A 26,669-nucleotide genomic window follows, 5' to 3' on the forward strand; every position below is an offset into this window, starting at 1 on the left:
CCTCATTCGGCCACCGCGACCCTGGCCTCCTGGTCCTCGGCGGTCACAGCGTGCTCGCGCCGCCAGGGGCCGTGGAACAGGAAGACGGCGGGGGCGAACAGCGCCAGGCACACCAGGGAGACCACCAGCCAGGTCTGCCAGCTCGTGGCCTCGACCACGTGCGGGATGACCAGCAGGCCGACCACGGCGATCGCCTTGGTGAGGAAGCCGAACAGGCCCCATGCCGTGCCCTGCAGCCGGGGGTCGACGTCCTCGGCGTCCTCGGAGTAGTTGGCCATCCAGGGGGCGTACGCCACGCCGAGCGAGCCGCCGAGCAGCGCGCCGACGATCATGAGCATGCCGCTGGAGACGCCTTCGCCGCCGAGGATGTACGCCAGGTAGGCGGTGACCACCACGGCCGCGACGGTGCCGACGAGCGTGATCGGCTTGCGCAGCTGGGTGCGGTCGGAGACGCGGCCGGCGACGATCAGCGTGATCAGGTTGAGGCTCCAGAAGCACGCCATGATCGTGGACGCCTCTGCGGTCGTGATGCCCAGGGCGCCGACCAGCATGGTCTGCCCGAAGAGCGTGAGCGTGATGTAGAGCACCAGCCACAGCGAGATGCCGACCACGTGGGCCCAGATGTTGGGCCGTACGAACAGCGAGGAGACCCTGGCCGGCCTGGTCAGGTCGACGACGTCGGCGGCCTTGCGCTCGGTGTGCTGGATCTGCGCGCGCAGCTCGGGCGACAGGTCGGCGATGTTGAAGGCGATGACGATCGAGATGACCAGCGAGAAGCAGCCCATGATGACGAACTGCGACCGCCAGGAGTCGTCGAAGATCGGCAACGTCCAGCCCGCGACGGCGGCGGCGAGGAAGTTGGCTCCCACCGGGCCCCAGGTCCAGAAGCCGAACGCCTGAGCCCGGCCGAGGCGCGGTGAGAAGTCGCGGACCAGCGGCGCCGTGCTCGCCATCGCCACCCCGTCGACGAAGGCCAGCGCGATCCTGGCGATCAGCAGGTCCCGTGGACTGTGCACGAGCGTCATGCCGAAGCAGCACACGGCGGTCAGCAGCATCAGCGGGACCAGCAGGCGCACCCTGCCGATCCGATCGGTTAGCCTGCCGCCGAGCGCCGACGCGAGCGCCCCCGCGACCGCCGCCGCCCCGGACACCGCGCCGTACGTCGCGAGGGACATGTCGAGGTCCTTGAGGAGCAGCGGGACCACGGGGGCGATCTGCGCCTCGTAGGAACCGATGAGGACGGCCAGCACGGCCATCGTGAGGATCTTCATGCGGCGGGCACCCGTTGGGTACTCGTCGAGCTCGCGTACGTAGGACAGGCCCATTGACACGCCTTTCTCGTCAGCCCCCGTCCCTGAGATGAGTTCTAGAAGCAAGCTCTAGAATTCATTTCCACGAATGCTCCGCCTCCTCACGGCTGGAGTCAAGGGTTGTGAGCACGTGTTTCCTGGGGATCGACTGACTAGAATGAGATTCTAGGATTTCGATCGAAGGAGGACGGGTGGACATCGCCGAGGAACTGGCCGGACTGGACGCGGCCTTCGACCACACCGCCGTCGCCGCGCCGCGCATCAGGGACCTGCTGCCGCTCTATCGAGGCCTGCTGGGAGGCGCCTACCTCGGCGGGGGCGACAACGTGGTGAACGGCTACCGGACGCTCCAGCTCAGGTACGCCAACGGCAGCAAGATCGAGCTGATGGAGCCGCTGGCCGGATCCTCGTTCTTCGACAGCTTCTTCGACCTCACCCGCGGCAGAGGCGGGGTCCACCACCTCAACTTCCACGTCACCGACATCGAGGCGGCCGTGGATGCGCTGCGCGGGCGCGGCTACCGGCTGTTCGGCCTCAACCTCGCCGAACCCCGCTGGCGCGAGGTCTTCCTCCACCCGAAGGAGGCGCACGGCGTTCTGGTCCAGCTCGCCCAGCCGGGGCCGCGCGCCACCGAGCCGGTGCCGTCCCTCGACGACCTGCTGGCCGGTCGCGGCCGGCGCGGCAACGGCGTCCCGAGCCCCTGACGACAAGACCCTCGCCAACTCTAGACCGGAGTTCTAGAATCCGACTCTAAGACTTCCTCCGCCTCCGAGGAGAACGATGACCGCATCGCACAAACCCGTCCCGAAGCCGACGCCGGAGACCCAGCCGTTCTGGGACGGCACGGCGGAGGGGCGGCTGCGGATCCAGCGCTGCGACGCCTGCTCGCGGCACTTCTTCTATCCACGGCCCGCCTGCCCGCACTGCGGCTCCGACGACGTCACATGGGTGACGGCCGGCGGCAGGGCCACCCTCTACTCGTATGTGATCAGCCATCGCCCGGCTCCCGGCTTCGAGCAGGACGGGCCGTACGCGATCGCGGTCGTGGAGCTGGAGGAGGGCGTGCGGATGATGACGAACATCGTCGGCGTCGAGATCACGCCGGAGAACCTGCCCCTCGACATGGAGCTGCGCGTGGTGTTCGAACAGCGCGGCGACGTGCACGTCCCCCTCTTCACCCCCGCTTCCGCCGTCGACGACGCCCCCACCGGAGCCGCCGCGTGAACATCGTCATCGCGGGCGCGGCCGAGACCGACGAGCTCGGCAAGCTGCCCCACATGTCCACCGCGCAGCTCCACCTCCAGGCCGCGCGCAACGCTCTCGCCGACGCCGGAATGACCAAGGACGACATCGACGGGGTCGCCACCGTCGGCGTGCCCGGCCCGATCCAGATCGCCCACGCGCTCGGGATCGCTCCGGCCTGGCTCGACGGCACGGGGGTGGGCGGCTCGTCCTTCCTCTTCCACGTACGGCACGCCGCCGCGGCCATCCGGGCCGGGCTGTGCACGACCGTGCTCATCACGCACGGCGAGTCCGGGCGGTCGCGGGTCGGCGCGCCCCGGCCCGCCCTCGGCCCCGACTCGCTGATCGGCCAGTTCGAGATGCCGTACGGCGTGCTCGGCCCGCCCACCATGTTCACGCTGACGGCGCTGCGCTACATGAAGGAGACCGGGCTCACGCACGAGCAGCTCGCGGAGGTCGCGGTCGCGCAGCGCCGGTGGGCGCACCGCAACCCCCGGGCCATGTTCCAGGACCTGATCACCGTCGAGGACGTGCTCGCCTCCCGGATGGTCGCCTACCCCTTCCACCTGCTGGAGTGCTGCCTCGTCACCGACGGCGGCGGGGCGCTGATCGTGACGACCGAAGAGCGCGCCCGCAGGTCGCCGGTCCATCTGCTCGGCTCCGGCGAGTCCGCCGAGTCGCCGATCATCTCCCAGATGGAGGACTTCACCACCTCCGCCGCCTTCCGCCGCTCCGGCGAGGCCGCCTTCGCCGAGGCGGGCATCTCCCACGACGACGTGGACCATCTCATGATCTACGACGCCTTCGCGCACGTGCCCATCTACGGGCTGGAGGACCTCGGCTTCGTCAAGCGCGGCGAGGCCGGGCCGTTCATCGCCGAGGGCCACACCTCCCCCGGCGGCCGGCTGCCGCTCAACACCAACGGCGGCGGCCTCTCCTACACCCACACCGGCATGTACGGGATGTTCGCCATCCAGGAGTCCGTACGGCAGTTGCGCGGCGAGGCGGCCGCCCAGGTGCCCGGCGTCGAGGTCGGCGTGGTCCTCGGCAACGGCGGCATGTTCGCCTCCGCCGCCACGCTCGTCCTGTCCAACCGCCGCCCCTGACCCGCCCCGGCCGCCCTCTGGCCCTCGCACCCTCCGGCCGGCCGCCGGAGGGTCGACGGCGGCGGCGACGGCGGCGGCGGGAAGGTCTCCCCTCGTCCACACCGGCACAGCGTCGCACCGGCTCCGTGAAGGAGACCGGCCGTCCGCCGCAGGCATCGGACCGCGCTGCGATCAGTAAGGCCCGTAGGTCACCGCGCAGGGGACGCCGTTGAGCGTGAAACCGGTGGGGTGTTCGTCGGCCCCGTTGGCGTTGAAGCCGATCCAGAAACTCGTGCCGGGATCGATGCTCGGCTGCCAGATCGGATTGGCGGCCTGGACGCTGGGCGGGGTTTCGGAGAAGGTCGCGTTCCACCCTTGCATGAGCGTCTGCCCTCCGGGGAAGACGAACTGCAGGATCCAGGGGCCGAACACCAGGGTCCCGGTGTTGGTGATCGTCAACCTGGTCGTGAACCCGGTGGTCCACCCCACGCTGGCATAGGTCACCGCGCAGTCGTAACCGGCTGGCACGTCCACGGGCGCCGCCTGGGCGGGCCCCGTGAACGACGCGGCCAGGAGAATCGCGGCAATGCCGATCCCCAACGAAGCCCGCAGAAAACGCATCGATCCCCCTCAGGGCGCCGTTCCGTGAAACCGATTTCGATGTGATCGTGATCCACTCGAAATGCGCTGTCAAACAATTCCCCGGGCATATCTCGCGGCTTCCCGGCCCTGTCGCGCGTACGTTCGCCGCTTCGGCGAGCCGAGCTGGGAGTTTCACCGCCGGCCACATGGCGGTCACGTGACGGAGGCCGGCGGGAACGCCCCTACTCGACGTCGCGAATCATGCTTTTCAGGCGCGCTGGAATGGTGGTCTCGCGACCGGTGCGGTAGCGGCCCGGGGTCGTTCCGATGATGTCGGTGAACGCCGTGATGAAGCTGCTCGGGTTGGCCCATCCACAGGCGTAGGCGGTCCGGGTGGTGTCGTGGCCGTCGGCGAGGAGCACGAGCGCGTGGTGGACGCGTAGCTGGGTGCGCCACTCGTAGAAGGTCATGCCGAGTTCGTCGCGGAACAATCGGCTGAGCGTGCGGGTGCTGGCTCCGATCGTCTTCCCGAGCTCGGCCAGCGAGGCGTTGTCCGCCGGATTCTCGTACAGCAACCGGGCGACGGCCCGCAGCCGGTCGTCCCGTGGCTCCGGCAGGTGCAGTGGCTGTTCGTGTGCCTCGCGTAGCTCGTCGACGAGGACGCGAAGGAGACGAAGGCGCGCGGAGCGGCTGTAGACGAGCGCGTCGTCGTAGTTGCGGGGGCCGGTCAGGGCGAGCAGGACCTCGCGGGCGAGGTTGGAGGCCAGGAACACGACGGGATGCTCGGGTACGAGCCGGGCGAGGGACGGCGGGAGAAAGACGATCCGCATGTCGGTGTCGCCGTGGGCGCGGTGGTAGTGCGTGAACCCGGCCGGGGTCCAGGCGACCCGGTTGGCGGGAACGATCGACGTGCCGCGCTCGGTGCAGACTGCCAGGACGCCGCTGGCCGCGTACACCAGATGTCCCCGTGCGTGCGACTGCACTGCACTTGTCTCACCGGACGGCCACAGGTGGCGCCCGCCGGACGGCCAGATATGCGACGTCACACCGGCCGTCAGGCGAGGTTGGCGGCGAACAGGCATCATTTGGCATCCTATCGGTGGCCCGCCACGGCTTGATCTCATGACACTTCCTCCATGCGGAGTGGTTCCCGGTCGCGCGAAGCGCCCGGCCGGACCACACGGCGTCGCGGCGCACCTCGACGCCGCGACGTGAGAGAGAAGGAGAAACGTATGGCGACGTTCGTTCTCGTGCCCGGCGGCTGGCACGGCGCCTGGTCGTTCGAGGCGGTGGTCCCGCTGCTGGAGCGCGCCGGTCATGCGGTGCACGCCCTGACCCTGACCGGTCTGCGGCCGGACGACGACAACGCGACGGTCGCGACCGCCAACCTCGACACGCACGCCGGCGACGTGGTGCGGCTCCTCGACCGCGCCCGCATCACGAGCGCGACGCTCGTCGGCCACAGCTACGGGGGGATGGTGATCGCCGCCGCCGCCGATCGCGCCGGCGGCCGGGTCTCACGACTGGTGCATCTCGACGCCTACGTGCCGCGCGACGGAGAGTCCTGCTGGTCGTCGACGACCGAGCGCTACCGGGAGGCGTTCGCCGCCGGCGCTGCGAGCACCGGCTACGCCGTCCGGCCGCCGGACGGCGGCGATCCCCGCCGCCGTCCCCATCCCCTCGCCTCGTTCCTGCAGACGATCCGGCTCACAGGCGCGCTCGCCCAGGTCCCGCGCCGGGAGTTCGTCTACTGCTCGGGATGGGAGGACCGGACGCCGTTCGCCGAACTCCGCACCCGGCTCCACGCCGATCCCGAATGGCAGGTCCACGACCTCCCCACGGGACACGACGCGATGCACGAGGCCCCAGAGGCGGTCGCCGCGCTACTGCTCGGCGACGCGGGCCACGACCGCCGCGACGGCGCCGAGATCGGCGGGCTCGGTGCCACGAGCGCCCCGCGGTAGCGCGGTGCCGCGCAGCTCGTCCAGCACCCACCGCACTTCGGCCGCGTCCACCGGCAGGGCGATCGCCCGGCGCCCGTGACGCCGGTCCGGGCGGCTGATCCCGCGGAATCGACCGCCACAACTGGCACGGCCTGTTCGGTCTCGACATCCACGGCCCTGTCCGAGGATGCCCGCTTCATGGATTCCGGGGACATCTCGCCGCGATGCCCCGATCATTGGGCGATGCGACCGGAAATCAGCGCGATCGGACGGCTCGCCGTGATCGGTGCGCTGGGCGCCGCCGCGATCGGATGCTCGGGCGGCGCCAGCGGCGGCGTCGACGCACGCGACTCCCCCGCCTCCACGGCGGGCACACCGGCGGCGGTCACCCGGCCCGAGGCGGTTCCGTCTCTGTCCGGCGGAACCTGGACGGAGATGAGAACGGCCGGAAACGGCGCGGTGATGCTGAGTGTCGCCGCGACCGGGCGCGGCGAGGCCTGGGCGGTGGGCAGCCCCGGCGAGAGCAGACAGAGCGGCCCTATCCTGCGCTGGGACGGCCGCACCTGGCAGTCCGTGGCACTGCCGCCGGGCCTGCGCTATCCGCAGGTGGTGTCCGGGACGTCCCCCGGCAATGTATGGATTTTCGACACGGACGCGAACGCGTGGCAGTGGAACGGCCGGCAGTGGTCGCCCCGGGGACGACCACCCTGGAAGCTCCCGGTCCTTCTGGAGGACGCCGTGGTCACCGGGCCCGAGGAGGTGTGGGTCGCCGGAGGTCAGGACGAGGGCGCCGCCCGAGATCCGCACTGGCGGCCCCGGCTCGCCCGCTGGTCCCCCTCCGGCTGGTCCGACGCGTCGTCCCCTCGATCCGCCTGGCCGGGCATCCGTCACTTCGGGACCGACGCCTCCGGGGACCTGTGGGCGCTCGCCGGTGACGGGGACACCGGATCCACGGTCGTGCACTGGGACGGGCGCCGCTGGAGGGAGGTGCCCGCACCCCCCTTGCCCGCAGGCGCCAGGGTCGATCTCAGGGAGCTGGCGGTGGTGTCGGAACGGGAGGTCTGGGTCGCCGGTTCGATCCTGCCGCCCGGCTCACGCCAGGCCGCGCTGCTGATGCGCTGGGACGGCGACCGATGGAACCCGGCTCCCGACCTTCCAGCCGGGGCGATCTCGTTCAACGCCGTCACGCCCGACGGCCGCGGCGGCGTATGGCTGGGCGCCTCCAACTACTCCTACGACAACCATCGCATTCTGCTGCACTTCGACGGCCGATCCTGGACGTACGAGAAAGCCCCGAGGGTCCACAACGACCCGGAGGTGTTCGACCTTGCCACCATCCCCGGAGAGGATCGGGTGTTCGCGGTCGGCGGCAACCCCTCGTTCGACGAGGACAGCCAGGGGTGGATCTGGACGAGATCCTGAATCGCGTCCACAGCGGTCGCGCCGGGGCCGGCGTGCAGGTGACGAAGGTGCGCTGCTTCGTGAACGCGCCGCTCGTCAGTACTCGATGGGCTCGCCTCAGGCCGGTTATTTGTCGAGGCCGGTGAAGCGCCGCTGTCCGGCGCCGCCGACCGCACTTTTCAGTCGCGCCGGAATCTGCCGGATGCCTTGCCGTCCGTCCCTCCGTCCGCCCGCCTGCCCGTCCGCGCGCGGCGGCGGGCGCCGGACGCGGACGGACGACCAGGCGTCACCCCCGCCAGGTGATGAGCGCGTCGAGCGCCTCCACATGCGAGCCGCGCACGAGCAGAGGGTTGATCTCCAGCGACTCCAGGTCGTCGCCGAGGCTCTCGGCGAAGGCGGCGACTCGGGCCACGACCTCGGCGACGGCGTCGAGATCGGCGGGCTCGGTGCCGCGTGCGCCCCGCAGCAGCGCGGTGCCGCGCAGCTCGTCCAGCGCCCGCCGCACCTCGGCCGCGTCCACCGGCAGGACGCGCAGCGCCGTGTCGCGCAGCGCCTCCACCCAGATCCCGCCCAGGCCGACGGCCAGGGTGAGCCCCCACGCCGGGTCCCGTACGACGCCGGCCAGCAGCTCCACGCCGCCGCCGCGCTGCGGCTGGACGAGCGCGCCCACCCGGCCCGCGCCGGGCACCGCCGCGGCGGCGGCCACGACCTCGCGGTAGGCCCGCTCGACGTCCCGCGCGTCGGACAGGCCCAGCCGGACCCCGCCGATGTCGCTCTTGTGCCCCAGCCCTTCGGCGGCGGCCTTGAGGACGACCGGGTAGCCGAAACCGACCGCCGCCGCCACCGCCGACTCCTCGTCGTGCACCAGCTCACCGGGCACGACCGGGATCCCGGCGGACGACAGCAGGGCGGCGGCGCGGTGCTCGGCCCACACGCCGGTCCCCGCCTCGACCGCCGGCTCGACCGTCGGGGCGCTCGCCGCCTCGACAGCCGGGGTGATCGTCGCGGCCTTCGCCGGGACGGCTCCGTTCGCCGCCTCGACGGCGGCGCGGTAGGCCCGGGACCACCGCACCGCGGCCCCGATGGCGTGCATGCCGTGCTCGATGCCGCCCGCGACGTACGGGAACCCGGCCTCCCGCTGGACGCTGCGGCCGAACTCGGTGACGTCGGTCAGCACGTTGCTCACGACGACGACCGGCATCGGGGCCTCGGCCATGCGCTTGGCGCTGGCCGCGAACGTGGCGTACACGGGCGCGGGGTCGGGCGGGGCGAGGCGCGGAAGGTCGGAGAGCAGCATGACCGCGTCCACGCCGGGGTCGGCGGTGACGGCCTCCAGCGCGCGGCCGAGCAGCGTGCGGTCGATGAGCACGTAGCCGGTGACGTCGAGAGGGTTCTGCACGGTCCCGAAGGCGGGCACGATCTCCCGCAGCCGGGCGACGGTCTGCGGGGCGAAGGCCGGCAGTTCCAGCCCCTCGTCCTCGGCCCGGTCGGCGATGATCTCCGACGCGCCGCCCGAGGGCGTGACGACGCCGATCCGCGGGCCCGGCAGCGGGCCCACCTCGGCGAGCAGCCCCGCGGTGATGATGAGGTCCTCAAGCGACCGCACCCGCACCACCCCGAGCTGCCGGAACGCCGCGTCGATCACGTTGTCGTCGCCGACGAGCGCGCCGGTGTGGGCCTGGGCGGTGCGGGAGGCGAGCCGGCTTCGCCCGATCTTGAGCGCGACGATCGGTTTGCCCGCCAGCAGCGCCCGGCGCGCCGCCCGGGAGAAGGCGGCCGGGTCGCGGACCGACTCCAGGAACAGCGCGATGGCCCTGGTCGCCGGGTCGTCCACCAGATAGTCGATCACGTCGGTGACCGTGACGAGCGATTCGTTGCCCATCGAGGTGAGCAGGCTGATCCCGACGTTGCGGGCCTGGGCGAAGCCGAGCACCGAGCTGGCCAGCGCACCGCTCTGCAGCACCACGCCGACCGACCCGCGCAGCAGAGGGGACGGGATCGGCAGGCCGTACGGCGTGACGTCCGCGGCGGCGTTGATGAAGCCGTTGCCGTTGGGGCCGAGCACGGTGAGGTCGTTCTCGCGGGCGAAGCCGACGATCTCCGCCTCCAGGGCGGCCCCCTCCGGGCCGGTCTCGCCGAAACCCGCGGTGAGGATCACGTAGTGACGGATGCCGAGCTTGGCCCCCTCGCGCAGCACGGACAGCACGGCCGTGGTCGGCACCATCACGTACGCGAGGTCGACCTGGCCGGGGATGTCGGACAGGCCGCGGAATGCCTGCTCGCCGTGCACCACGCCGCCGCGCGGGTTGACCAGGTGCACCGGTCCGCGGAAGCCGTGCGTACGGAGGTTGGTCAGCGTGCTGATCGACCAGCCGGACTTGTCCGTCGCCCCGACCAGGGCGATCGACCGGGGGTTGAACAGCTCTCCTACCGGCATCCTCACTCCCCGATCGTGCCGAGGCGGGCGTGGCCCCTGAGCAGGTTGCGGGCGATCGTCCGGCGCTGGATCTCGTCGGTGCCCTCGAAGATCCGCAACAGGCGCAGCTCGCGATACCACCGCTCGATGGGCAGTTCCTTGGTGTAGCCCATGCCCCCGTGGATCTGCAGCACGCGGTCGACGACCTGGTTGGCCATGACCGCGCCGTTCAGCTTCGCGATCGAGGAGGCGTGCCGGGCGTCCATGCCCTCCCGCACCCGCCAGGCGGCGTGGAGGGTGAGCCACTTGGCCGCCTCGATCTCCACCTGCGAGTCGGCGATCATCCACTGGATCGCCTGGTATTCGGCGATCGGCTTGCCCATCGACATGCGGATGTTGGCGTAGTCGATCGCCATCTGGAGCATGCGCTCGGCCGAGCCGACGGCCCGCGCGGGGATCATGTAGCGGCCCTGGCCGATCCACTGCATCGCCAGCTCGAAGCCCCTGCCGAGCTCGCCGAGGATGTTGTCCTCCGGCACCCTGACGTCCTCGAACACCAGCGAGGCCGGACCCCACTGCCCCATCGTCGGGATCGGCTCGGACTTCCAGCCCATGTCGCGGTCGGCCAGGAAGCAGGTGACCCCGCCGTTCGCGCCCTTGTCCGGGTCGGTCACGGCGAACACCATCACGAAGTCGGCCTCGTTGCCGCCGGTGATGAAGGTCTTCTCGCCGTTGATGACCCAGTCCCCGCCGTCCTTGACGGCACGCGTACGGATGCTGCGGGCGTCCGAGCCCGCGCCCGGCTCGGTGATGGCGAAGCAGGAACGGCGCTCGCCCTCGATGGTGGGGATCAGGTAGCGCCGCTTCTGCTCCTCGGTGCCGGCGTAGAGGATGTTGTCGGCCGACCCGCCGAAGCTGAAGGGGACGAACGTCCGCCCCATCTCCATGGCGATGATCGCGGACATGACCGGGCCGAGGGCGGCTCCGCCGTACTCCTCGGGGGTGTTGATGCCCCAGAAGCCCATCTTCTTCGCCTTGAGCCGCAGGTCCCTCAGGACCTCGGGATCGAGCCCGGGGCCGCCGGTGCGCTCGCTGCGCAGCACCTCGGGTTCGAGCGGCATGACCTCCCGCTCCACGAACGCGCGGATGGTGTCACGGATCTGCAGTTCCTCTGGGCTCAGGGAGAAGTCCATCGACGCGACTCTTTTCTAGAATTGCTCTCTAGGAATCGATTCAAGCCTGGTTCCCCGCCGAAGGAGTGTCAAGAGGTCTGGAATCAGTTTCTAGAATTTCACCGGCTACGATGGCATCGTCCCTGGACAGACGCGGTCTCCGGAAACACACAGTTGTTTCCGGAGACCGCCGTCCCCTGGAAACGCGGTCCCCTGGAAACCGCGGTCCCTGGAAACAAGGAGCCCAGATGGCACGCAAGCCCGGCGGCAGGAGCGGCTCGTGGGAGTGGAGCCGCACCGCCCAGACGCGTAAGAGCATGCTGCAGGCCGCCCGCGAGATCTTCTCCGAGCACGGCTTCGCCGACGCCAACGTCGCGGACGTCGTCGAGCGCGCGGGCTCCAGCGTGGGCAGCCTCTACCACCACTTCGGCGGCAAGACCGAGCTGTTCCTCGCGCTGTGGGAGGAGCACCAGGCCGCCCACGAGGAGGCCGCCGCGTCCAGCGTCGCCGCGGCGAAGCAGGCGGGGGTGAAGGACCCCGTCGAGCTGTTCATCGCGGGGGCCAGGGCGTTCCTCGAAGGGTCCTGGCAGCGGCGCGACCTCGCCCGGCTGTTCATGGACGGCGACGGCCCGCCGGGGTTCGAGCTGATGCGGCGCACCCGCGGCCGGGAGTGGGTCCGGCAGAACGCCGTCCTGCTCGGCGCGGCGAACACGCCGACCGACCGCCTCACCGTCTCGGTCCTCACCAGCGTGATCGGCGAGGCCGGACGCGAGGTCGCGACGAGCGAGACCGAGGAGGAGGCCGGGGAGGTCGTCGATGCGGCGATCGCGCTCATCCGCCGCTTCGGCGACCCCCTGGCCACCCACGCCGACACCGACACCGACACCGACACCGCAGGCTGACCCCGCGCGCCGTTCCTCCGGGTCAGGCGGGGCGGAAGGCGGCCCTGCCTCGGTCGATCACGACGGTGCCGTCCTCCTTCGCCGTACGGAACAGGGCCGTCGCACCGCCGTCGGACGTCCTGGTGGACACCCAGATCGACACGGTCAGCGTCTCGCCCGGGAACACCGGCTTGCTGAACCGCCCCGACATGGCCGCGAAACGGGCCGGGTCGGACCCCGCCACCGCGTGCAGCAGTGCCCGCCCGGTGATCCCGTACGTGCACAGCCCGTGCAGGATCGGCCGGGGGAAGCCGGCGCGGGCGGCGAAGGCGGGGTCGGAGTGCAGCGGGTTGCGGTCGCCGGACAGGCGATACAGCAGCGCCTGGTCCGGGCGGGTCTCGTAGGTCACCGTGTGGTCCGGCGGCCTTCCGGGCTCGGCCCACTCGTCGCGGGGGCCGCGCTCGCCGCCGAAGCCGCCCTCGCCCCGGATGAACACCGAGCTGCGGCTCGTGATCAGCGACTCGCCGCTTTCGGCGTCCGCCGCCCTGGCCTCGGTCGTCACCAGCGCCCCCGAGCCCTTGTCGTAGATGCCGGTCACCGTCGAGGTGGTCCGCACGCGACCGGCGGGCGGGAGCTCGCGGTGCAGTTCGAAGGCCTGCTCGGCGTGCACGAGCATGGCCGGGTCGAAGTCGCCGAGCCGCCGCCCTTGTCGCTGCCCGTGTCTCTGCCCTGTGGGTGCCTGGGCGGCCAGGACCGCGAAGGTCGGCAGCACCCGCTGCCGGACATCCGCCGAGTTCTCCGTGGTGAAGGCGAGCTCCTCGGTGCCCGCCCCGACGCCCAGCGCGTACAGCAGGGTGTCGGCGGACGTCCACGACCGCTCGTGCGGCGCGCTCTCCACCCCGATCAGACTGTGGTCGAGCGGCATGTCAGTCCTCTCCCTCCGGGATGCGCCCGCTGGTGAGGGCGTTCGGCGCGGCCTTGTCCACCAGGGCGGGGATCACCTCGCCCAGCTCGGCCGGATCCCACCGGGTGTCCTTGTCCACCCCCGGCCCGGCGTGCCAGCCCTCGGCCACGCTGATATGCCCGCCGCGCACGTTGAAGACGCGGCCCGTGATCCCCCGCGACTGGGCGCTCGCCAGCCACACCACCAGCGGCGCGATGTTGTCCGGCGCCGCCGCGTCGAAACCGCCCTCGGCGGGCCGCCTCCCGCCCGGGATGAGGTTCTCGGTCATCCGGGTGAGCGCGGCGGGGGCGACCGCGTTGACCGTCACGCCGTAACGCGCCAGTTCCTTGGCCGCGATGATCGTCAGTGACGCGATTCCCGCCTTGGCCGCGCCGTAGTTGCCCTGGCCCGCGTTGCCGTAGATGCCGGACGACGACGTGGTGTTGATCACCCGGGCGTCCACCGGCTCCCCGGCCTTGGCCCTGGACCTCCAGTAGGCGGCGGCGTGCCGCAGCGGGGCGAAGGTGCCGCGCAGGTGCACCCGGATGACCGCGTCCCACTCGTCGGCGGTCATGTTGACGAGCATCCGGTCGCGCAGGATGCCCGCGTTGTTGACCAGGACGTGCAGGTCACCGAAGGTCTCCACGGCCCTGCTGATCATCCGTTGCGCGCCGTCGAAGTCGGAGACGTCCTCGCCGTCGACCACGGCCTCGCCGCCCATGGCCCTGATCTCCTCGACCACTTCGCCCGCGGCGCCGGTGGACCACCCGGTGCCGTCGACCTCGGCGCCCAGGTCGTTGACGACGACCCTGGCGCCCTGGCGCGCGAACTCCAGCGCGTGTCCCCGCCCGATGCCCCGTGCGGCACCGGTGACGACCACGACACGGCCTTCCATGATTCCGCCCATGCGCAGCTCCTCTGACTCGACCTTGACCCGACCGCGTATGAACGTGATTCTAGTAATGGAATCTAGAATTCGGTAGGGAGGAGCCGGTCATGATCCAGCTCGCCGTACGATGACGGCCGTGCCGCAGACCGTCGCGGCGGACCCCGGCGAGCGGGAGCGGCTGCGCCGTGCCTGGCGGACGCTGTCGGTCGTGAGCATGGCCAGCGTCCTGACCGCGCTCGGCGGCAGCGCGCTCAACGTGGCGCTCCCCCAGGTCGTACGGCAGACGCACGCGAGTGCGGACGCCGCGAGCTGGATCCTGCTCGCCTTCCAGCTCACGACGACCGTGCTCATGGTCGTGTTCGGCCGCCTCGCCGACCTGTTCGGGCGGCGGGCGATGTATCTCGGCGGCCTGGCCACCTACACCGTCGCCAGCCTGCTGGCCGGGCTCGCGCCGGACGCGTGGATCATCGTGGCGCTGCGGGTGGTGCAGGCGGCGGGCGGGGCCATGCTGCTGACCAACAGCGCCGCCCTGGTGACCGCCGCCTTCCCCAAGTCGCGGCTCGGCGAGGGGATGGGCGTCTACACCGCGTCGTTCTCCATCGCCCAGCTCGCCGGCCCTGCCCTCGGCGGCCTGTTCACCGAGCACCTGGGCTGGCGCTGGGTGTTCTGGTACAACGTGCCCCTCGGCATCGCGTGCCTGGTCTGGGGCGCGGTGGCCCTCCGTCCCGGACCGCCGCAGGGCCGCGACCAGGGGCTCGACCTGTCCGGCAACGCGCTCGTGCTCGCCTGTCTCGGCGGCCTGCTGCTCGCGCTGTCGGAGGTGACCAGGCTCGGCTGGGGGCATCCGATGGTGGTGTCCGGGCTCGTCGTGTTCGCGGTGACGCTGCCACTGTTCGTCGTGCGGGAGCTGCGGGCCCGTCATCCCGTGGTGGACATCCGGATGTTCCGCGACCTCACGTTCGCCCTCGGCACGCTGGCGTCGTTCCTCAACTCGACCGCCCGGGTCGGGGTGGTGCTCCTCGTGTCGCTGTTCTACCAGGCCGTCCGCGGGGAGGACCCGGTGAGCGCGGCGGTGAAGGTGCTGCCGCTCTCGATCGCGGCGATGGGGGCGTCGGTCGCGTCGGGCTTCCTGCTGCGCCGCCTCGGCCCGCGCACGGTGGCGTTCGCCGCGACCTCGCTGACGACGGCGGGCCTGGCCGTCCTGCTGTGCCTGATCTCCCCCGACCTGTCGCTGGCGGCGCTCACCACCGCCCTGGTGCTCATCGGTGTCGGCTCGGGCATGTTCCTGCCCTCCAACACCACCGCGATCCTGGACGGGGTGCCGTCGCACCGGCTGGGGATCGTCAACGCCATGCGCCTGATGCTGCAGAACACCGGGGTGGTGGTCGGCACCGCGCTGGTCCTGTCGATCATCACGGTGCCGTTGCCGGCCGGGCTGCACGACGCCGTCTTCGCGGGAACGCTGTCCCACGTCTCGACCACGGCGGTCGAGCAGCTCGTGACCGGCTACCGCTGGGCGCTGGCCTGCATGACCGCCGTCTCCGCGCTGGCCGTGCTGACCTGCTTCACCAGAAGGCGGACGGGCTCGACCGTCAGCTGAGGACGTGGCCGTGCCGGTCGCGGGCCTTCAGCCGCACGGTGGGCATCTCGGGGGCCGGGAGCGGCTCCTGCCCTCCCGGCACGACGCCGAAGCGGCCGCCCCGCATCCAGTCGTCGCGCGCCCGCGCGATCTCCTCGTGCGAACGGCCGACGAAGTTCCACCACATCACCAGGGGTTCCTCGAACGGCGTGCCGCCCAGCACGAACAGCCGGGCCGGACCGGCGGCCTCCATCGGAACCTCCGTACGGCCCTGCCCGAGATAGAGCAGCGAGCCCGGCGCCAGCGCGACCCCGGCCACATCGGCCGTGCCCGACATGACCAGCACCGCCGTCTCGAAGGCCGGGTCCACCGGCAGCCGGTGCTCTCCAGGCCCCGAAAACAGCACCTCGGCCCCGAGCAGCGGGGTGTGCACGAGAGCGGGCGAGCGCAGCGGCCCGGACTCGCCCACCACGACGGTCACCGTGACGTCCCCGTCGCGCAGCACGGGGAGCGCGTCGTGGTGCTCGAAGCGCGCCTCGCCGTGCCGTGCCTCCTCCGGCAGCGCGACCCACAACTGCAGCCCGTGCATGCCCGGCGGGTGCTCCGCCGGCGACTGCTCCGAATGGGCGATCCCGTGGGCGGCCGTCATCAGGTTGAGCTGGCCGGGCACGATGGCCTGGACGTTGCCGAGGCTGTCGCGGTGGAGGATCTCGCCCTCGGCGAGCCAGGTGACGGTCTGCAGGCCGGTGTGCGGATGCGGCGGCACCTGCATGCCCGGCCGGTCGCTCACGTCGTCGGGCCCGAAGTGGTCGACGAAGCACCATGCGCCGACCATCCGGCGCGGACGTTGCGGGAGCAGCCGGCGCACGACCGTGTACCGGCCGAGCGGCACGTCGTGGCCGGGCAGGAGCACGCTCTCCGGCCCCGCCTCGGCGGCGCCCGTGCCGCCGTGCAACACGGTGCAGCCGTACACCGTGGCCGTCCCGGCGGGCTCCCCCTGGCTCACTCCGATCCCTCCCCGCCGTCGAGGGAGAACCTGGCCCGCTGGTCGGCGGGCACCAGGTCGAGGTAGTCGGCGTGCCGCTGGATGAACCGCTGCACGAACGGGCAGAACGGCAGGACCGACAGCCCGGCGTCGCGGGCGGCGTCGAGCGCCGCCCGGACCAGCGTCGAGCCGAGACCCCGGCCCTCGAAGGCCGGGTCGATCTCGGTGTGGGTGAAGGAGATCCTCGGCCCGGCGAGCCGATAGTCGGCGAAGCCGGCGAGCGCGCCGTCCACGGTGATCTCGAAGCGGCGCGCCTCCTGGTTGTCGGCGACCTGCGGTTCTGACTGCTGCATCGGGATACCTTCCAAGATTGTCGTCAGGCGGCGATCGTCGCGTGCATCTCCCACACGAGGATCTCTGCGGGCTCCGTCGCGGTGACCTTCTGCCCGCCGGTGGCGGTGAAGCGTACGGCGTCGCCGGTCTCCAGGATGCCCGCACCCTCCAGGGTGACCTTCCCCCGGGGTACGAACAGGTGCAGGAACGGCGCCTCCGGCAGCTCCACGCTCTGGCCCGGCTGGAGGCGGGCGGCGTACAGCGCGGCGTACCGGTTCTTGATGCGGATGGCCGCCTCGCCGGCGTGCTTGTCCATGCCGCTGGCGACCGGCACCAGGCCGCCGGCCAGCAGCTCGTTCTCGATCTCCAGCTGCTCGTAGCCGGGAGTGATGCCGGGCTCGTCGGGGACCACCCACATCTGAACGAAGTGCACCGGCTTGTCGTGGGTGTCGCCGCCGGTCAGCCGCCAGGAGTCGTTCTTCTCCGAGTGCAGGATGCCGGTGCCGGCGCTCATGCGCTGGGCCAGGCCCGGGTAGATGACGCCGGAGTGGCCCTCGGAGTCCTGGTGGACCAGGGAGCCCTGGAGCACCCAGGTGACGATCTCCATGTCGCGGTGCGGGTGGGTCTCGAAGCCGGTGCCCGGGTGGACGACGTCGTCGTTGTTGACCAGCAGCAGCCCGTGGTGGGTGTTGTCGGCGTCGTAGTGTCCGCCGAACGAGAACGAGTGCTTGGAATCCAGCCAGGAGATGCGGGTGGCGAAACGCTCGCCCGCCCGGCGGACGTCCACGCGAGGGGTCGGCCTGGTGATGGTCATGGGGTGCCCTTTCCTCGTCGCCATGTAGATGATGTGTCATCTACTGGTGCCTGACAACATACATGACGAGTCATTCATTCCGGCTAGCCTGGGACCATGAACAGCCCTCGGTGGCTCGACGCGGACGAGCAGCGCGCGTGGCGGGCCTACCTGCGCATGCAGGGCCGCCTGACGGCGCGGCTCAACCGGCAGCTGCAGGCGGACTCGGGTCTGTCCCTGGCGGACTACGACGTCCTCGTGCACCTCACCGACCGGGAGGAAGGACGGCTGCGGCCGTACGAGCTGCAGCGCGACCTCCAATGGGAGCAGAGCCGGCTGTCCCACCACCTGACCCGGATGCAGCACCGGGGGCTCGTCACGCGGGAGGAGTGCGCGGACGACGGCCGCGGCGCGTACGTCGTGATCACCGAGGAGGGCCGCCGGGCCATCGCCGCCGCGGCCCCCGGGCACGTGGAGACCGTGCGCCGGCTGTTCTTCGACGGCCTCACCCGCGAACAGGTCACCGCGCTCGAACGACTCGCCGCGGACGTGCTCGACCGGCTCGACTAGGTTGATCAGCCATCCGGCCGGAGGGGGTACGTGCGCACGACCAGCCTCGTCGCCAACGCGAGACGGGACGGAATGGCAACCATCGCTCGTGCGCCGGCCGTGCCGCCTGGGTAGCGTCGGAACATGCTTCGCAGTGGCGGCTGGGCGGCGGTCAGCCGGCCCCATGTGGTCGACGCAGGGCTCATGGTCTCAGCCGTCGTGATCACTGCTCTGACGCTCCGGGAGCCGGCGTATGTGCCGGCGGGACTCGCGGTCGCCGCGCCGGCCCTGCTCGTGCGGAGAGCCCGGCCTGCGCTGGTCGCCGCGATCACCATGGGGGCGGATCTGGCGGCCATGTCCGCGCTCGTCGCCGAGGGCGCGGCCGCACCGCTGCTGGTCGGGGCCGCGGCCACGATCGCGCTGTACAGTCTGGGCCGCCACGGCGAGAGGGTGTGGCTGACGGGTACGGCGCTCACGGTCGGCTACGTCACGGTCGTCATGATGGTCGATCCGGTGAACCTGGTGGGCAAGGTCATGCAGATCCTCGCAGCCGTCCTGCTCGGCAGACTGCTGCTGTTGCGGCACCGGCTGCTGGAGCGCCGGAAGCGGCGAGCGGCCGAAACCGCCGTGTCGACCGAGCGGCGCCGCATCGCCAGGGAACTGCACGACGTGGTCGGTCACCACATCACCGTGATCAACGTACTGGTCGGGGCGGGGCGCACGACGATGGCGAGCGATCGGGCCGCGGCGGAGGAGGCGTTCGTGACGGCCGAGCACACCGCCCGGCAGGCCATGGCCGAGATGCGGCAGCTGCTGCATGTGCTGAGGGCCGATGACACGGCAGAACCTACGGATCACACCGGGATCGGTGCCGCGGGCGTACCCGCCCTGGTCGAGCAGGCCCGGCTGCCCGCCGAGCTGGACGTCATCGGCAAGGCCGTGCCCCTCCCCGCGGCCGTCGACCACGCGGTGTACCGGATCGTCCAGGAGGCGCTGACCAACGTACGCAAGCATGCTCCGGCGGCGCGTGCGCGTGTCCGGCTCTCGTACCTGCCGGGCTCCGTCGAGGTGGAGGTCACCGATGAAGGGACGGGAACGCCCGTGCGAAGCCGTGGTGGTTTCGGGCTGCGCGGGATGGCCGAGCGGGTGGCGCTGGTCGAGGGGGTTCTGACGGCCGGTCCTCGATCTGAGGGAGGCTTCCGGGTGCATGCCACATTGCCCCTCGCCATGCCGGAGAGGAGGCCGGACGTTGATCACAGTGCTCCTCGTGGATGATCAGGTGTTGGTCCGCAAGGGATTCGGGATGATCGTGAACGCGCAGGGCGACATGCGCGTCGCGGGCGAGGCGGGTGAGGGTGAGCAGGCGGTGCGTCTGTGCGCCGAACTGCGCCCTGACGTGGTGCTGATGGATGTGCACATGCCGGGCCTGGACGGAATCGCCGCCACCGAACAGATCACGGCGGCGCTGCCGGGGGTCCGGGTGCTGGCGCTGAGCATGTACGACCTGGACGAGCACGTCGTGAACATGTTGCGCGCGGGCGCGTCCGGATTCCTGCCCAAGGACATCTCGCCCGAGGACCTGGTCGAGAGCGTGCGAATCGTTCACCGCGGCGAGTCCGCGGTGGCGCCGCGTCTGCTGACCCGGCTGATCGGCGCGTTCGTCCGGGCCGGCAGGCCGCGCAGGTTCGGCGGCGACGGCGCGGTGGGCACGCTGAGCGAGCGCGAACGCGAGGTGCTTCTGCTCATCGGCAGGGGGTTGTCCAACTCCGAGATCGCCAGGGCTCTCTCCCTGGCGCCCTCCACGGTGAAGAACCACGTCACCAACGTCTTCGCGAAGATCGGAGCGCGCGACCGGGCGCAGGCCGTGATCGCCGCCTACGAGGCCGGCCTCATCACCCCGGGCGACTAGGGCCTGTATCAGCTAGGGCCTGTATCGAATGGGGAGCCGGGACCACGCTCCCAGCGGCTCCGGTCGCGATACCGGGCTCCCAGCGCGAGACCGTGCCGCCGGAGGACGATTTCCGCACGCCCGGCCGAGAGGCTGGACGGGTGATAACCGCAGCGAATCTCACCAAGCGCTACGGCCGGACCTTCGCCGTGAACGGGCTGTCCTTCACGGTGAAGAGCAGCCGGGTCACCGGCTTCCTGGGTCCGAACGGAGCGGGTAAATCAACCACGATGCGCATGATCCTCGGGCTGGACCGGCCCACCGCGGGCGGCGCGCACATCGACGGCAGGCCCTACCGGGAGTATGAGCAGCCGCTGCGCAAGGCGGGGGCGCTGCTCGACGCCAAGTCCGTGCATGGCGGCCGCTCGGCCCGTAACCACCTGCTGTACCTCGCCTACAGCAACGGGCTGCCCGCCTCCAGGGTCGGCGAGGTGCTTGAGGAGGTCGGGCTGGCCTCGGTGGCCGACCGCAGGCTCGGCGGGTTCTCCCTGGGCATGTTCCAGCGGCTGGGCATCGCAGGAGCGCTGCTCGGCGATCCGGAGGTGCTGCTGTTCGACGAGCCGGTCAACGGGCTCGACCCCGAGGGGATCTTGTGGGTACGCACGCTCCTGCGCCGCCTGGCCGCGGAGGGGCGGACCGTGCTGGTCTCCAGCCACCTGATGAGCGAGATGGCGCAGACCGCCGATCACCTGATCGTCATCGGCAAGGGCCGGCTCCTCGCGGACGCGGGCGTCTCCGACTTCATCGGGCGCGGTTCCCAGGGGTACGTACGGGTGCGCTGCGCCGATACGGCCCTGCTGGCGTCGCACCTGCCCGAGGGGAACACCACCGCGCACGGCGACCATGTGCGGATCACCGGCATCGGCGCCAGGGCGGTCGGCGAGGCCGCGGCGGCGGCCGGGATCGCATTGCACGAGCTCGTTGAGGTGCAGCCCACCCTGGAGGCCGCCTACATGGAGCTGACCCAGGCCAGCGCCGAGTTCACGACGGGGCGGTCATGATCGGCCTCCTGCGCTCCGAATGGATCAAGCTCCGCTCCATCCGCTCCACCATGTGGACGATGGCCGGCCTCGTCGTCGTCATGATCTCCTTCGCCTACCTCAACAGCGCCATCGCCTCCCGCCAAGCGGAGCGGCTGCAGGCGGGCGAGGTGACGCAGATGGCCCTCGGCGCGGCGCCGTTCGCGTCCCTCATCGTGGCCTCGCTGGGCGTCCTCGCGATCAGCTCGGAGTACCGCACCGGCATGATCCGCACCACCCTGCTTGCGGTGCCGCGCAGAGGGCGCATGCTGGCGGCCAAGGCGACCACGTTCGCCGCGTTCACCTTGGTCGTCAACCTGCTCTCGTGCCTGGCGGCGTTCCTGGTGGGGCAGGCCGTGCTCGGCTCCCGCGGCGCGTCCCTGGAGGAGCCCGGCGTCCTGCGCATGGTCGCCGGATGCGCCCTCTACCTCACCGGAGCCGGACTGTTCGGGCTCGCCCTCGGCACCCTGGTCAGGCACACCGCGGGCGGCGTCGTCGCCGTCATCGTGACGCTCTTCGTGCTGCCGCAGCTCGTCGGGATGCTCCCGAACGGGGCCGGCGCGCGGCTCATGCCCTACGTCACGAGCGTGGCGGGGATGCGGATCATGTCCTCGGCCCCGGGCGTGCTGACCCCGTGGGCCGGGTTCGGTGTCTTCTGCCTGTGGATCGCTGCCGCCGCGCTCGCCGCCCTCGTCCTGCTCAGAGGGCGTGACGCCTGACGTCGGCGCCGGACGGTACGGCGGGACAGCGGGACGGCGTGCACCCGGCGACCTAGCTGACGAGGCCCTCGGGGAAGACGACGTCGGCCACGCCGGGGACGGTCCTGGCGACGAGCCCGGCGATGCGTGCCGACCGTTCGTCGCCGGAGCCGTACAGCTCGACGACGCCGTCCCGCACGGCCGCGCCGAACGACGCCGTGTCGGCGCAGTCGCGCAGCGCCGCCAGGACGTCCTCGCGGATCCGCTCGTCCCCCTGGGCCAGCAGGCCCATCAGGTCGCGGCGGCTGACGATCCCCACGAGCTCGTCGTCGCGCAGGACGGGGACGCTCTTCACCCCGGTCGTGATCATCAGTTCGACCAGGTCCAAGGTGTCGGCGCCGTCCCCGACGGTGGCGACGCGCGGCGTCATGACCTCCTCGACGAGCGCCGGCGGCCCGCCGGTGGGCAGCGCCTCGGGACGCAGGAAGGCCCGGGGGTTGGCCCCGAACTCGCCGCGCAGCAGGTCCATCTCGCTGACGATCCCGACCATCCGCCCGGCCGTGTCCACCACCGGCGCGGCCGTGATGTCCTGCTCGTACAGCAGTCGGACGGCCTGCTTGATCGTGGCCGTGCGCCGGACCGTCACCACCGGCGTCGTCATGATCTCGCGGACCAGCATCGTGACCACCTCCTACGCGGCCGGTGCGAGGGCGAGCGTGCCGCCGGGCGCCGGTGCGACCCGCGCGCCGAACTCCCGGCAGAGACCGTCGAGCGTCGCCCGCAGCCACTCGCGGTCCTCGCCGCGGGCGTGCCGCAGCCGCATCCGCACGGCCCGCATCGGCGCCATCCGCAGCTCCAGCAGCCGCCCCGACGCCGCCTCGGCGGTCGCGAAGTACAGCAGCCGCAGGTCGTCGCGGTACTTCTCGTAACCGGCGATGCCCTCGTAATCGTCGATGAAGTCGCCGCAGCCGTAGAGGATCAGCCGGTCCCGGTACACCTCGGCCGGGCGGGGATGGTGAGAGGAGTGGCCGTGGACGAGATCGACGCCGCCCTCGACCAGCGCGTGCGCGAACTCGACCTGGTCGTCCTCGACCTCATAGCCCCAGTTGGAACCCCAATGGATGGAGACGACCACGATGTCCCCCGGCCGCCTGGCCTGCCGGACACGGTGGACCGTCGCCGCCGCGGCGTCGCGGGACGGCCCCGGCAGGAAGGCCACCCCCGGCCGGTCGCGGGCCGCCGCCCACTCGCCGGGGACGCCGCTGGACGGCATCGCGACCGCGAACACCAGGACCCGCCCGCCGCCGGGGAGCGCCACAACAGCGGGCCGCCGCGCCTCGTCCTCGTCCCGTCCCGCGCCCGCCTGGTCGAGTCCCGCCCCCGCCAGCGCGTCCAGCGTCTCGGTGAGCCCCTGGACGCCGAAGTCGAGCACGTGGTTGTTGGCCAGCACGCACACGTCGGGCCGGGCCACGGCCAGGGCGGGGAGGTTGGCCGGGTTCATCCGGTAGTGCACCTGCTTGCCCGGAGCGAAGTCGCGGCCACGGGTGACGCTCGTCTCCAGGTTCAGCACGCGTACGTCGGGGGCGGCCTCGTCCAGCACCTCCAGGGCGTCGCCCCAGGGCCAGGAGTAGCCGACCGGCCGCGGGATCGGGCCGTTCGCCTCCTCCGCCAGCTCGACGTACGCGCGGGCGTCCTGGACGGCCGACTCCTCAAGCGCGGGATCGCCGGGGTGCGGGAGGATCTGGTCGACGCCCCGGCCCAGCATGACGTCGCCGCACAGGAACAACGTCACCGGGTCCCCGGCGGCCGACCGCATCTCACCCCTCCTCGGGCAGCGCGCGGCAGCCAGTCACACCTCCATCCTGCCCCCTGGCTTCCGGCGGGCGCGGCCGGGTCAGGTCACGCGGCAGAGGATCTCGCCGTGCGGGACGCTGAACCAGGCGTCCTCGCTCGCGGCCCACTCCCGCCAGCCGCCGGCGATCCGCCGCAGGTCGTCCTGCGTGGCGTGGCCCCCTTCGACCGCACGGTCCGCGTAGGAGGACTGGACCGTCCGGTCGGCCCACAGCCCGCCCCACCAGTCCCGCTCCTCCGGGGCGGCGTAGCACCAGGTGGACGACGACGAGGTGATGTCGGTGAATCCGGCCTCCCTCGCCCAGGCCCGCAGGCGGCGCCCGGCGTCGGGCTCGCCGCCGTTGGCGCGGGCCACCCGGCGATAGAGGTCGAGCCAGTCGTCCAGGGCCGGGATCTGCGGATACCACACGAAGCCGGCGTAGTCGGAGTCGCGGACCGCGACGATCCCGCCCGGCTTGGTCACCCGCCGCATCTCGCGCAGCGCGCCCACCGGGTCGCCGACGTGCTGCAGGACCTGGTGGGCGTGCACCACGCAGAAGGAGGCGTCGGGGTAGCCGAGCGCGTTGACGTCGCCCGTCGTGAAGCTCACATTGCCCAGGCCGCGCGCCTGCGCCTCCCGGCGCGCCTGCTCCAGGATGCCCGGCTCGCTGTCGAGTCCGATCACCTCGCCCTGCGGGACCAGTCCGGCCAGGTCGGCGGTGATCGTGCCAGGACCGCAGCCGACGTCCAGGATCCGCATGTGGGGCTTCAGCTCGCCCAGCAGGTACGCCGCCGAGTTGGCGGCCGTACGCCAGCGGTGGGAGCGCAGCACGGACTCGTGGTGGCCGTGGGTGTACACGGCCGTTTCGTTCGCCATGTCGTCCACGATCCCATGTGTCTCGCCATTCGAGCAATTATGTTTCAATAACCGAGACAGACAAGATCCGACGCAGGCGGCGCAGCGGGCCCGGGGCCCACCAGTTGGCCGGGCCCGCCAGCCGCATCAGCGCGGGCATGAGCACGCCGCGGATCAGCGTGGCGTCGACGGCGACCGTGAGCGCCATGCCGACGCCGAGTTGCTGCAGGAACACCACCCGTCCCGTGGCGTACGCCGCGAACGAGGCGGCCAGGATGGCGGCGGCCGCGGTGACCAGCGGCGCGCTGCGGGCGATGCCCGCGGGCACGGACGCCACGGCGTCACCCGTCCGGTCCCACTCCTCCTTGATGCGCGCCAGCAGGAAGACCTCGTAGTCCATCGACAGCCCGTAGGCCACGCAGAACATCAGGATCGGGATGCTCGGCTCGATCGACCCGGTGGGTGTGAAGCCGAGCAGCCCGGACAGGTGGCCGTCCTGGAAGACGAACACCAGTGCGCCGAACATCACCGACAGGCTCAGCAGGTTGAGCGCCGACGCCTTCAGCGGCGCCACGACGCTGCCGGTCATGACGAACAGCACCGCGAACGTCACCAGCACGATCAGCAGGCCGATCAGCGGCAGACGCGCGGTCACGCCGTCGCGGTAGTCGGTCAACTCGGCGGGGTAGCCGCCCACCTCCACCGCGAAGGGCGCCGGGACGGCCCGCACCCGGAGCACCAGCCCGGGCGCGTCGGCGTCGAGACGGTCGCTCGCCGCCACCACCGACAGCCAGGTGCCGCGTACGGCGGCGAAACGCGTGTCCGCGGGCCCCGGGACCGGCCGGCCATCCGCGTAGGACCCGGCGGCCGAGTCCACCCGCACCACCCCGTCGACCCGCGACAGCGCGGCGGCGTACGGCCCCGCCTGGGCGGCGCTCCCCTCCGGCGCGACCAGGTGGACCGCGTCGGCCTCCTCTTGGGAGAAACCCGCCCGGATCTGGTCGTACATCTGCCGCACGGGCGCCGAGGACGGCAGCACCCGGTCGTCGGGCAGCCCGAAGCGGACGCCGAGGAAGGGCGACCCGAGCAGCAGCACGACCGCCAGCGCGGCCCCGCCGAACACCAGCGGACGGCGCACCACGCGCAGGGCGAGACCGTGCCAGAACCCGCGGCGCTCGACTCGGGCGGAACCAGCACGGGCCACTCTGTGACCCAGCAGGGCCAGCGTGGCCGGGAGCGCGAGGGTCGCGCCGGCTATCGCGGCGACCACGACCGCGACCCCCGCGTACGCGAAGGAACGCAGGAACGGGAAGGGGAAGGCGAACAGCACCGACAGCGAGGCGGCGACGGTGACCCCGCTGAACAGCACCGTGCGCCCGGCGGTGCGGACGGTCCGCGTCACCGCCTCGGGCACCGGCAGGCCCCGCCGCAGTTCCTCACGGAACCGGAAGATCATGAACAGCCCGTAGTCGACCCCGAGCCCGACGCCCATGACCAGGGCGATGTTCGAGGCGAACGTCGAGACCTCGGTGACAAGCACGACGCCGCGCAGCAACGCCAGCGACCCGGCCACGGCGAAGATCCCGACGCCGAGGGTGACCAGGGCCGCCGCGATTCGCCGATACACCAGCCACAGCAGCAGCAGGACCAGCGGCAGCACGACCAGCTCGGCGCGGACGAAGTCCTGCCGGGCCTGTTCCATGACCGCGCGGAAGACCTCGTCCGAGCCTCCGGCCCGGACGTCGATCACGGCGTCGCTCCGGTTGAAGCGCGGGGTCAGGGCCGGCAGCACGGCACGGCGCACCCTGTCGGCGTCGCCGGGCACCCAGGCGAGCACCATCGCCTGCCGGCCGTCGCCGGAGCGCAGCGTGGCGGGCGCACCTCTCGTCCAGTACGACCAGGCGTCGCCGACGCCGGGATAGGCCGCGAGCTCCCGGGTCAGCGCCCGTCCCGCGGCCTCGACCGGGTCGCCGTCCACCGTCCCCCTGCGCGCGGTGACCAGCAGCGCGACATTGGGGATTCCGGTGTGGAACAGCCGGGCGAGGTCGTCGCGCGCCCGCACCGACTCCGAGCCCGGCGCCTCGAACCTGTTGAGGGACAGCGCGCCGATGGTCCCGGCGCCGACGACCCCGGCGACGAGCGTGATCAACACGCTCACCACGACGACCCACCGCGCTCTGCGTACGACGATTCCGGACGGCACGAGCCCCCCTGA

General features: G+C 71.7%; 26 protein-coding genes. 12 read left to right on the plus strand and 14 right to left on the minus strand.

Annotated elements, in window-relative coordinates; all coding sequences use genetic code 11:
• Positions 1 to 2: 2 nt before the first annotated feature.
• Positions 3 to 1,325 (minus strand): MFS transporter, encoded by a 1,323-nt coding sequence (locus tag FLX07_RS19560; RefSeq protein ID WP_142572258.1) that lies wholly within the window; start codon positions 1,323 to 1,325, stop codon positions 3 to 5.
• Positions 1,326 to 1,501: 176 nt separating this feature from the next.
• Here FLX07_RS19560 and FLX07_RS19565 point away from each other — a divergent pair, with 176 nt between their 5' ends.
• From FLX07_RS19565 to FLX07_RS19575, 3 genes are all read left to right on the plus strand, one after another.
• On the plus strand, positions 1,502 to 2,014 hold the full coding sequence (locus FLX07_RS19565; protein ID WP_142572259.1) for a VOC family protein: 513 nt from the start codon (positions 1,502 to 1,504) through the stop codon (positions 2,012 to 2,014).
• 76 nt (positions 2,015 to 2,090) lie between these two features.
• Positions 2,091 to 2,534: a Zn-ribbon domain-containing OB-fold protein gene (locus tag FLX07_RS19570; protein WP_142572260.1), complete on the plus strand. Its 444-nt coding sequence runs from the start codon at positions 2,091 to 2,093 to the stop codon at positions 2,532 to 2,534.
• On the plus strand, positions 2,531 to 3,658 hold the full coding sequence (locus tag FLX07_RS19575; protein ID WP_142572261.1) for a thiolase C-terminal domain-containing protein: 1,128 nt from the start codon (positions 2,531 to 2,533) through the stop codon (positions 3,656 to 3,658). The genes FLX07_RS19570 and FLX07_RS19575 overlap by 4 nt, the downstream gene beginning before the upstream one ends.
• Positions 3,659 to 3,829: 171 nt before the next feature.
• Here FLX07_RS19575 and FLX07_RS19580 read toward each other — a convergent pair whose 3' ends face one another.
• On the minus strand, positions 3,830 to 4,258 hold the full coding sequence (locus tag FLX07_RS19580) for a cellulose binding domain-containing protein (protein WP_142572262.1): 429 nt from the start codon (positions 4,256 to 4,258) through the stop codon (positions 3,830 to 3,832).
• A 203-nt stretch (positions 4,259 to 4,461) separates the two neighbouring features.
• Complete coding sequence (locus FLX07_RS19585) at positions 4,462 to 5,202, minus strand: AraC family transcriptional regulator (protein WP_167748309.1); 741 nt, start codon at positions 5,200 to 5,202, stop codon at positions 4,462 to 4,464.
• Between the two features lie 249 nt (positions 5,203 to 5,451).
• On the opposite strand from FLX07_RS19585, the gene FLX07_RS19590 reads away from it, so the two are divergent.
• Positions 5,452 to 6,183: an alpha/beta fold hydrolase gene (locus tag FLX07_RS19590; RefSeq protein ID WP_208762285.1), complete on the plus strand. Its 732-nt coding sequence runs from the start codon at positions 5,452 to 5,454 to the stop codon at positions 6,181 to 6,183.
• A 222-nt stretch (positions 6,184 to 6,405) separates the two neighbouring features.
• Positions 6,406 to 7,584: a ligand-binding sensor domain-containing protein gene (locus FLX07_RS19595; protein WP_142572263.1), complete on the plus strand. Its 1,179-nt coding sequence runs from the start codon at positions 6,406 to 6,408 to the stop codon at positions 7,582 to 7,584.
• 265 nt (positions 7,585 to 7,849) lie between these two features.
• Here FLX07_RS19595 and FLX07_RS19600 read toward each other — a convergent pair whose 3' ends face one another.
• Both FLX07_RS19600 and FLX07_RS19605 read right to left on the minus strand, forming a co-directional pair.
• Positions 7,850 to 10,000: an acetate--CoA ligase family protein gene (locus FLX07_RS19600; protein ID WP_142572264.1), complete on the minus strand. Its 2,151-nt coding sequence runs from the start codon at positions 9,998 to 10,000 to the stop codon at positions 7,850 to 7,852.
• Between the two features lie 2 nt (positions 10,001 to 10,002).
• Positions 10,003 to 11,172, minus strand: a complete 1,170-nt coding sequence (locus FLX07_RS19605) for an acyl-CoA dehydrogenase family protein (protein WP_142572265.1) — start codon at positions 11,170 to 11,172, stop codon at positions 10,003 to 10,005.
• Between the two features lie 227 nt (positions 11,173 to 11,399).
• On the opposite strand from FLX07_RS19605, the gene FLX07_RS19610 reads away from it, so the two are divergent.
• Positions 11,400 to 12,053 carry a TetR/AcrR family transcriptional regulator gene (locus tag FLX07_RS19610; protein WP_142572266.1) on the plus strand — a complete coding sequence of 218 codons (654 nt, stop codon included), beginning with the start codon at positions 11,400 to 11,402 and terminating at the stop codon, positions 12,051 to 12,053.
• 22 nt (positions 12,054 to 12,075) lie between these two features.
• On the opposite strand, the gene FLX07_RS19615 is transcribed toward FLX07_RS19610, so the two are convergent.
• Complete coding sequence (locus FLX07_RS19615; protein ID WP_142572267.1) at positions 12,076 to 12,957, minus strand: MaoC family dehydratase; 882 nt, start codon at positions 12,955 to 12,957, stop codon at positions 12,076 to 12,078.
• A 1-nt stretch (position 12,958) separates the two neighbouring features.
• Positions 12,959 to 13,882, minus strand: coding sequence for an SDR family oxidoreductase (locus FLX07_RS19620; RefSeq protein ID WP_142572268.1), 924 nt, complete (start codon positions 13,880 to 13,882; stop codon positions 12,959 to 12,961).
• Positions 13,883 to 14,000: 118 nt separating this feature from the next.
• On the opposite strand from FLX07_RS19620, the gene FLX07_RS19625 reads away from it, so the two are divergent.
• The gene (locus FLX07_RS19625; RefSeq protein WP_229689726.1) at positions 14,001 to 15,464 is read left to right on the plus strand and encodes an MFS transporter; all 1,464 of its coding nucleotides are present in this window, start codon (positions 14,001 to 14,003) and stop codon (positions 15,462 to 15,464) included.
• On the opposite strand, the gene FLX07_RS19630 is transcribed toward FLX07_RS19625, so the two are convergent.
• The 3 genes from FLX07_RS19630 to FLX07_RS19640 are packed head-to-tail and all read right to left on the minus strand — an operon-like array spanning position 15,457 to position 17,575.
• Complete coding sequence (locus FLX07_RS19630) at positions 15,457 to 16,449, minus strand: pirin family protein (RefSeq protein ID WP_229689725.1); 993 nt, start codon at positions 16,447 to 16,449, stop codon at positions 15,457 to 15,459. The two genes, FLX07_RS19625 and FLX07_RS19630, sit on opposite strands and share 8 nt — an antisense overlap.
• Positions 16,446 to 16,781 (minus strand): GNAT family N-acetyltransferase, encoded by a 336-nt coding sequence (locus tag FLX07_RS19635; RefSeq protein ID WP_142572270.1) that lies wholly within the window; start codon positions 16,779 to 16,781, stop codon positions 16,446 to 16,448. Before FLX07_RS19635 ends, FLX07_RS19630 begins: the two co-directional genes overlap by 4 nt.
• Before the next feature lie 23 nt (positions 16,782 to 16,804).
• Entirely contained in the window at positions 16,805 to 17,575 is a 771-nt protein-coding gene (locus FLX07_RS19640; protein ID WP_189104978.1) for a pirin family protein, read from the minus strand.
• 96 nt (positions 17,576 to 17,671) lie between these two features.
• Here FLX07_RS19640 and FLX07_RS19645 point away from each other — a divergent pair, with 96 nt between their 5' ends.
• The 5 genes from FLX07_RS19645 to FLX07_RS19665 all read left to right on the plus strand — a co-directional run bounded on the left by FLX07_RS19645 (position 17,672) and on the right by FLX07_RS19665 (position 21,789).
• Entirely contained in the window at positions 17,672 to 18,124 is a 453-nt protein-coding gene (locus FLX07_RS19645) for a MarR family winged helix-turn-helix transcriptional regulator (protein ID WP_142572271.1), read from the plus strand.
• A 123-nt stretch (positions 18,125 to 18,247) separates the two neighbouring features.
• Complete coding sequence (locus FLX07_RS19650) at positions 18,248 to 19,378, plus strand: sensor histidine kinase (RefSeq protein WP_142572272.1); 1,131 nt, start codon at positions 18,248 to 18,250, stop codon at positions 19,376 to 19,378.
• Positions 19,371 to 20,012, plus strand: coding sequence for a response regulator (locus FLX07_RS19655; protein WP_373292543.1), 642 nt, complete (start codon positions 19,371 to 19,373; stop codon positions 20,010 to 20,012). Before FLX07_RS19650 ends, FLX07_RS19655 begins: the two co-directional genes overlap by 8 nt.
• A gap of 140 nt (positions 20,013 to 20,152) precedes the next feature.
• Positions 20,153 to 21,052 carry an ABC transporter ATP-binding protein gene (locus tag FLX07_RS19660; RefSeq protein WP_142572274.1) on the plus strand — a complete coding sequence of 300 codons (900 nt, stop codon included), beginning with the start codon at positions 20,153 to 20,155 and terminating at the stop codon, positions 21,050 to 21,052.
• On the plus strand, positions 21,049 to 21,789 hold the full coding sequence (locus FLX07_RS19665; protein WP_142572275.1) for an ABC transporter permease: 741 nt from the start codon (positions 21,049 to 21,051) through the stop codon (positions 21,787 to 21,789). The genes FLX07_RS19660 and FLX07_RS19665 overlap by 4 nt, the downstream gene beginning before the upstream one ends.
• Positions 21,790 to 21,841: 52 nt before the next feature.
• Here the strand turns inward: FLX07_RS19665 and FLX07_RS19670 are convergent, their stop codons facing one another.
• The 4 genes from FLX07_RS19670 to FLX07_RS19685 all read right to left on the minus strand — a co-directional run bounded on the left by FLX07_RS19670 (position 21,842) and on the right by FLX07_RS19685 (position 26,657).
• Positions 21,842 to 22,447, minus strand: a complete 606-nt coding sequence (locus FLX07_RS19670) for a CBS domain-containing protein (protein WP_142572276.1) — start codon at positions 22,445 to 22,447, stop codon at positions 21,842 to 21,844.
• A gap of 12 nt (positions 22,448 to 22,459) precedes the next feature.
• Positions 22,460 to 23,584, minus strand: coding sequence for a CapA family protein (locus tag FLX07_RS19675; RefSeq protein ID WP_142572277.1), 1,125 nt, complete (start codon positions 23,582 to 23,584; stop codon positions 22,460 to 22,462).
• 78 nt (positions 23,585 to 23,662) lie between these two features.
• On the minus strand, positions 23,663 to 24,475 hold the full coding sequence (locus tag FLX07_RS19680) for a methyltransferase domain-containing protein (RefSeq protein WP_142572278.1): 813 nt from the start codon (positions 24,473 to 24,475) through the stop codon (positions 23,663 to 23,665).
• 37 nt (positions 24,476 to 24,512) lie between these two features.
• Positions 24,513 to 26,657, minus strand: a complete 2,145-nt coding sequence (locus FLX07_RS19685; protein ID WP_142572279.1) for an MMPL family transporter — start codon at positions 26,655 to 26,657, stop codon at positions 24,513 to 24,515.
• Positions 26,658 to 26,669 lie beyond the last annotated feature (12 nt).

Origin of the sequence: Microbispora bryophytorum, from assembly GCF_006874465.1 — a bacterium.
GTDB classification, from domain to species: Bacteria; Actinomycetota; Actinomycetes; order Streptosporangiales; family Streptosporangiaceae; genus Microbispora; species Microbispora bryophytorum.

Bases quoted from the DNA above. Each gene is read 5' to 3' on its own strand.
- FLX07_RS19580 (WP_142572262.1), bottom strand. From the start codon at position 4,258: ATGCGTTTTCTGCGGGCTTCGTTGGGGATCGGCATTGCCGCGATTCTC.
- FLX07_RS19675 (WP_142572277.1), bottom strand. From the start codon at position 23,584: ATGCGGTCGGCCGCCGGGGACCCGGTGACGTTGTTCCTGTGCGGCGAC.
- FLX07_RS19680 (WP_142572278.1), bottom strand. From the start codon at position 24,475: ATGGCGAACGAAACGGCCGTGTACACCCACGGCCACCACGAGTCCGTG.
- FLX07_RS19610 (WP_142572266.1), top strand. From the start codon at position 11,400: ATGGCACGCAAGCCCGGCGGCAGGAGCGGCTCGTGGGAGTGGAGCCGC.
- FLX07_RS19620 (WP_142572268.1), bottom strand. From the start codon at position 13,882: ATGGGCGGAATCATGGAAGGCCGTGTCGTGGTCGTCACCGGTGCCGCA.
- FLX07_RS19665 (WP_142572275.1), top strand. From the start codon at position 21,049: ATGATCGGCCTCCTGCGCTCCGAATGGATCAAGCTCCGCTCCATCCGC.
- FLX07_RS19570 (WP_142572260.1), top strand. From the start codon at position 2,091: ATGACCGCATCGCACAAACCCGTCCCGAAGCCGACGCCGGAGACCCAG.
- FLX07_RS19615 (WP_142572267.1), bottom strand. From the start codon at position 12,957: ATGCCGCTCGACCACAGTCTGATCGGGGTGGAGAGCGCGCCGCACGAG.
- FLX07_RS19590 (WP_208762285.1), top strand. From the start codon at position 5,452: ATGGCGACGTTCGTTCTCGTGCCCGGCGGCTGGCACGGCGCCTGGTCG.
- FLX07_RS19650 (WP_142572272.1), top strand. From the start codon at position 18,248: ATGCTTCGCAGTGGCGGCTGGGCGGCGGTCAGCCGGCCCCATGTGGTC.
- FLX07_RS19605 (WP_142572265.1), bottom strand. From the start codon at position 11,172: ATGGACTTCTCCCTGAGCCCAGAGGAACTGCAGATCCGTGACACCATC.
- FLX07_RS19635 (WP_142572270.1), bottom strand. From the start codon at position 16,781: ATGCAGCAGTCAGAACCGCAGGTCGCCGACAACCAGGAGGCGCGCCGC.
- FLX07_RS19600 (WP_142572264.1), bottom strand. From the start codon at position 10,000: ATGCCGGTAGGAGAGCTGTTCAACCCCCGGTCGATCGCCCTGGTCGGG.
- FLX07_RS19645 (WP_142572271.1), top strand. From the start codon at position 17,672: ATGAACAGCCCTCGGTGGCTCGACGCGGACGAGCAGCGCGCGTGGCGG.
- FLX07_RS19640 (WP_189104978.1), bottom strand. From the start codon at position 17,575: ATGACCATCACCAGGCCGACCCCTCGCGTGGACGTCCGCCGGGCGGGC.
- FLX07_RS19670 (WP_142572276.1), bottom strand. From the start codon at position 22,447: ATGCTGGTCCGCGAGATCATGACGACGCCGGTGGTGACGGTCCGGCGC.
- FLX07_RS19595 (WP_142572263.1), top strand. From the start codon at position 6,406: ATGCGACCGGAAATCAGCGCGATCGGACGGCTCGCCGTGATCGGTGCG.
- FLX07_RS19560 (WP_142572258.1), bottom strand. From the start codon at position 1,325: ATGGGCCTGTCCTACGTACGCGAGCTCGACGAGTACCCAACGGGTGCC.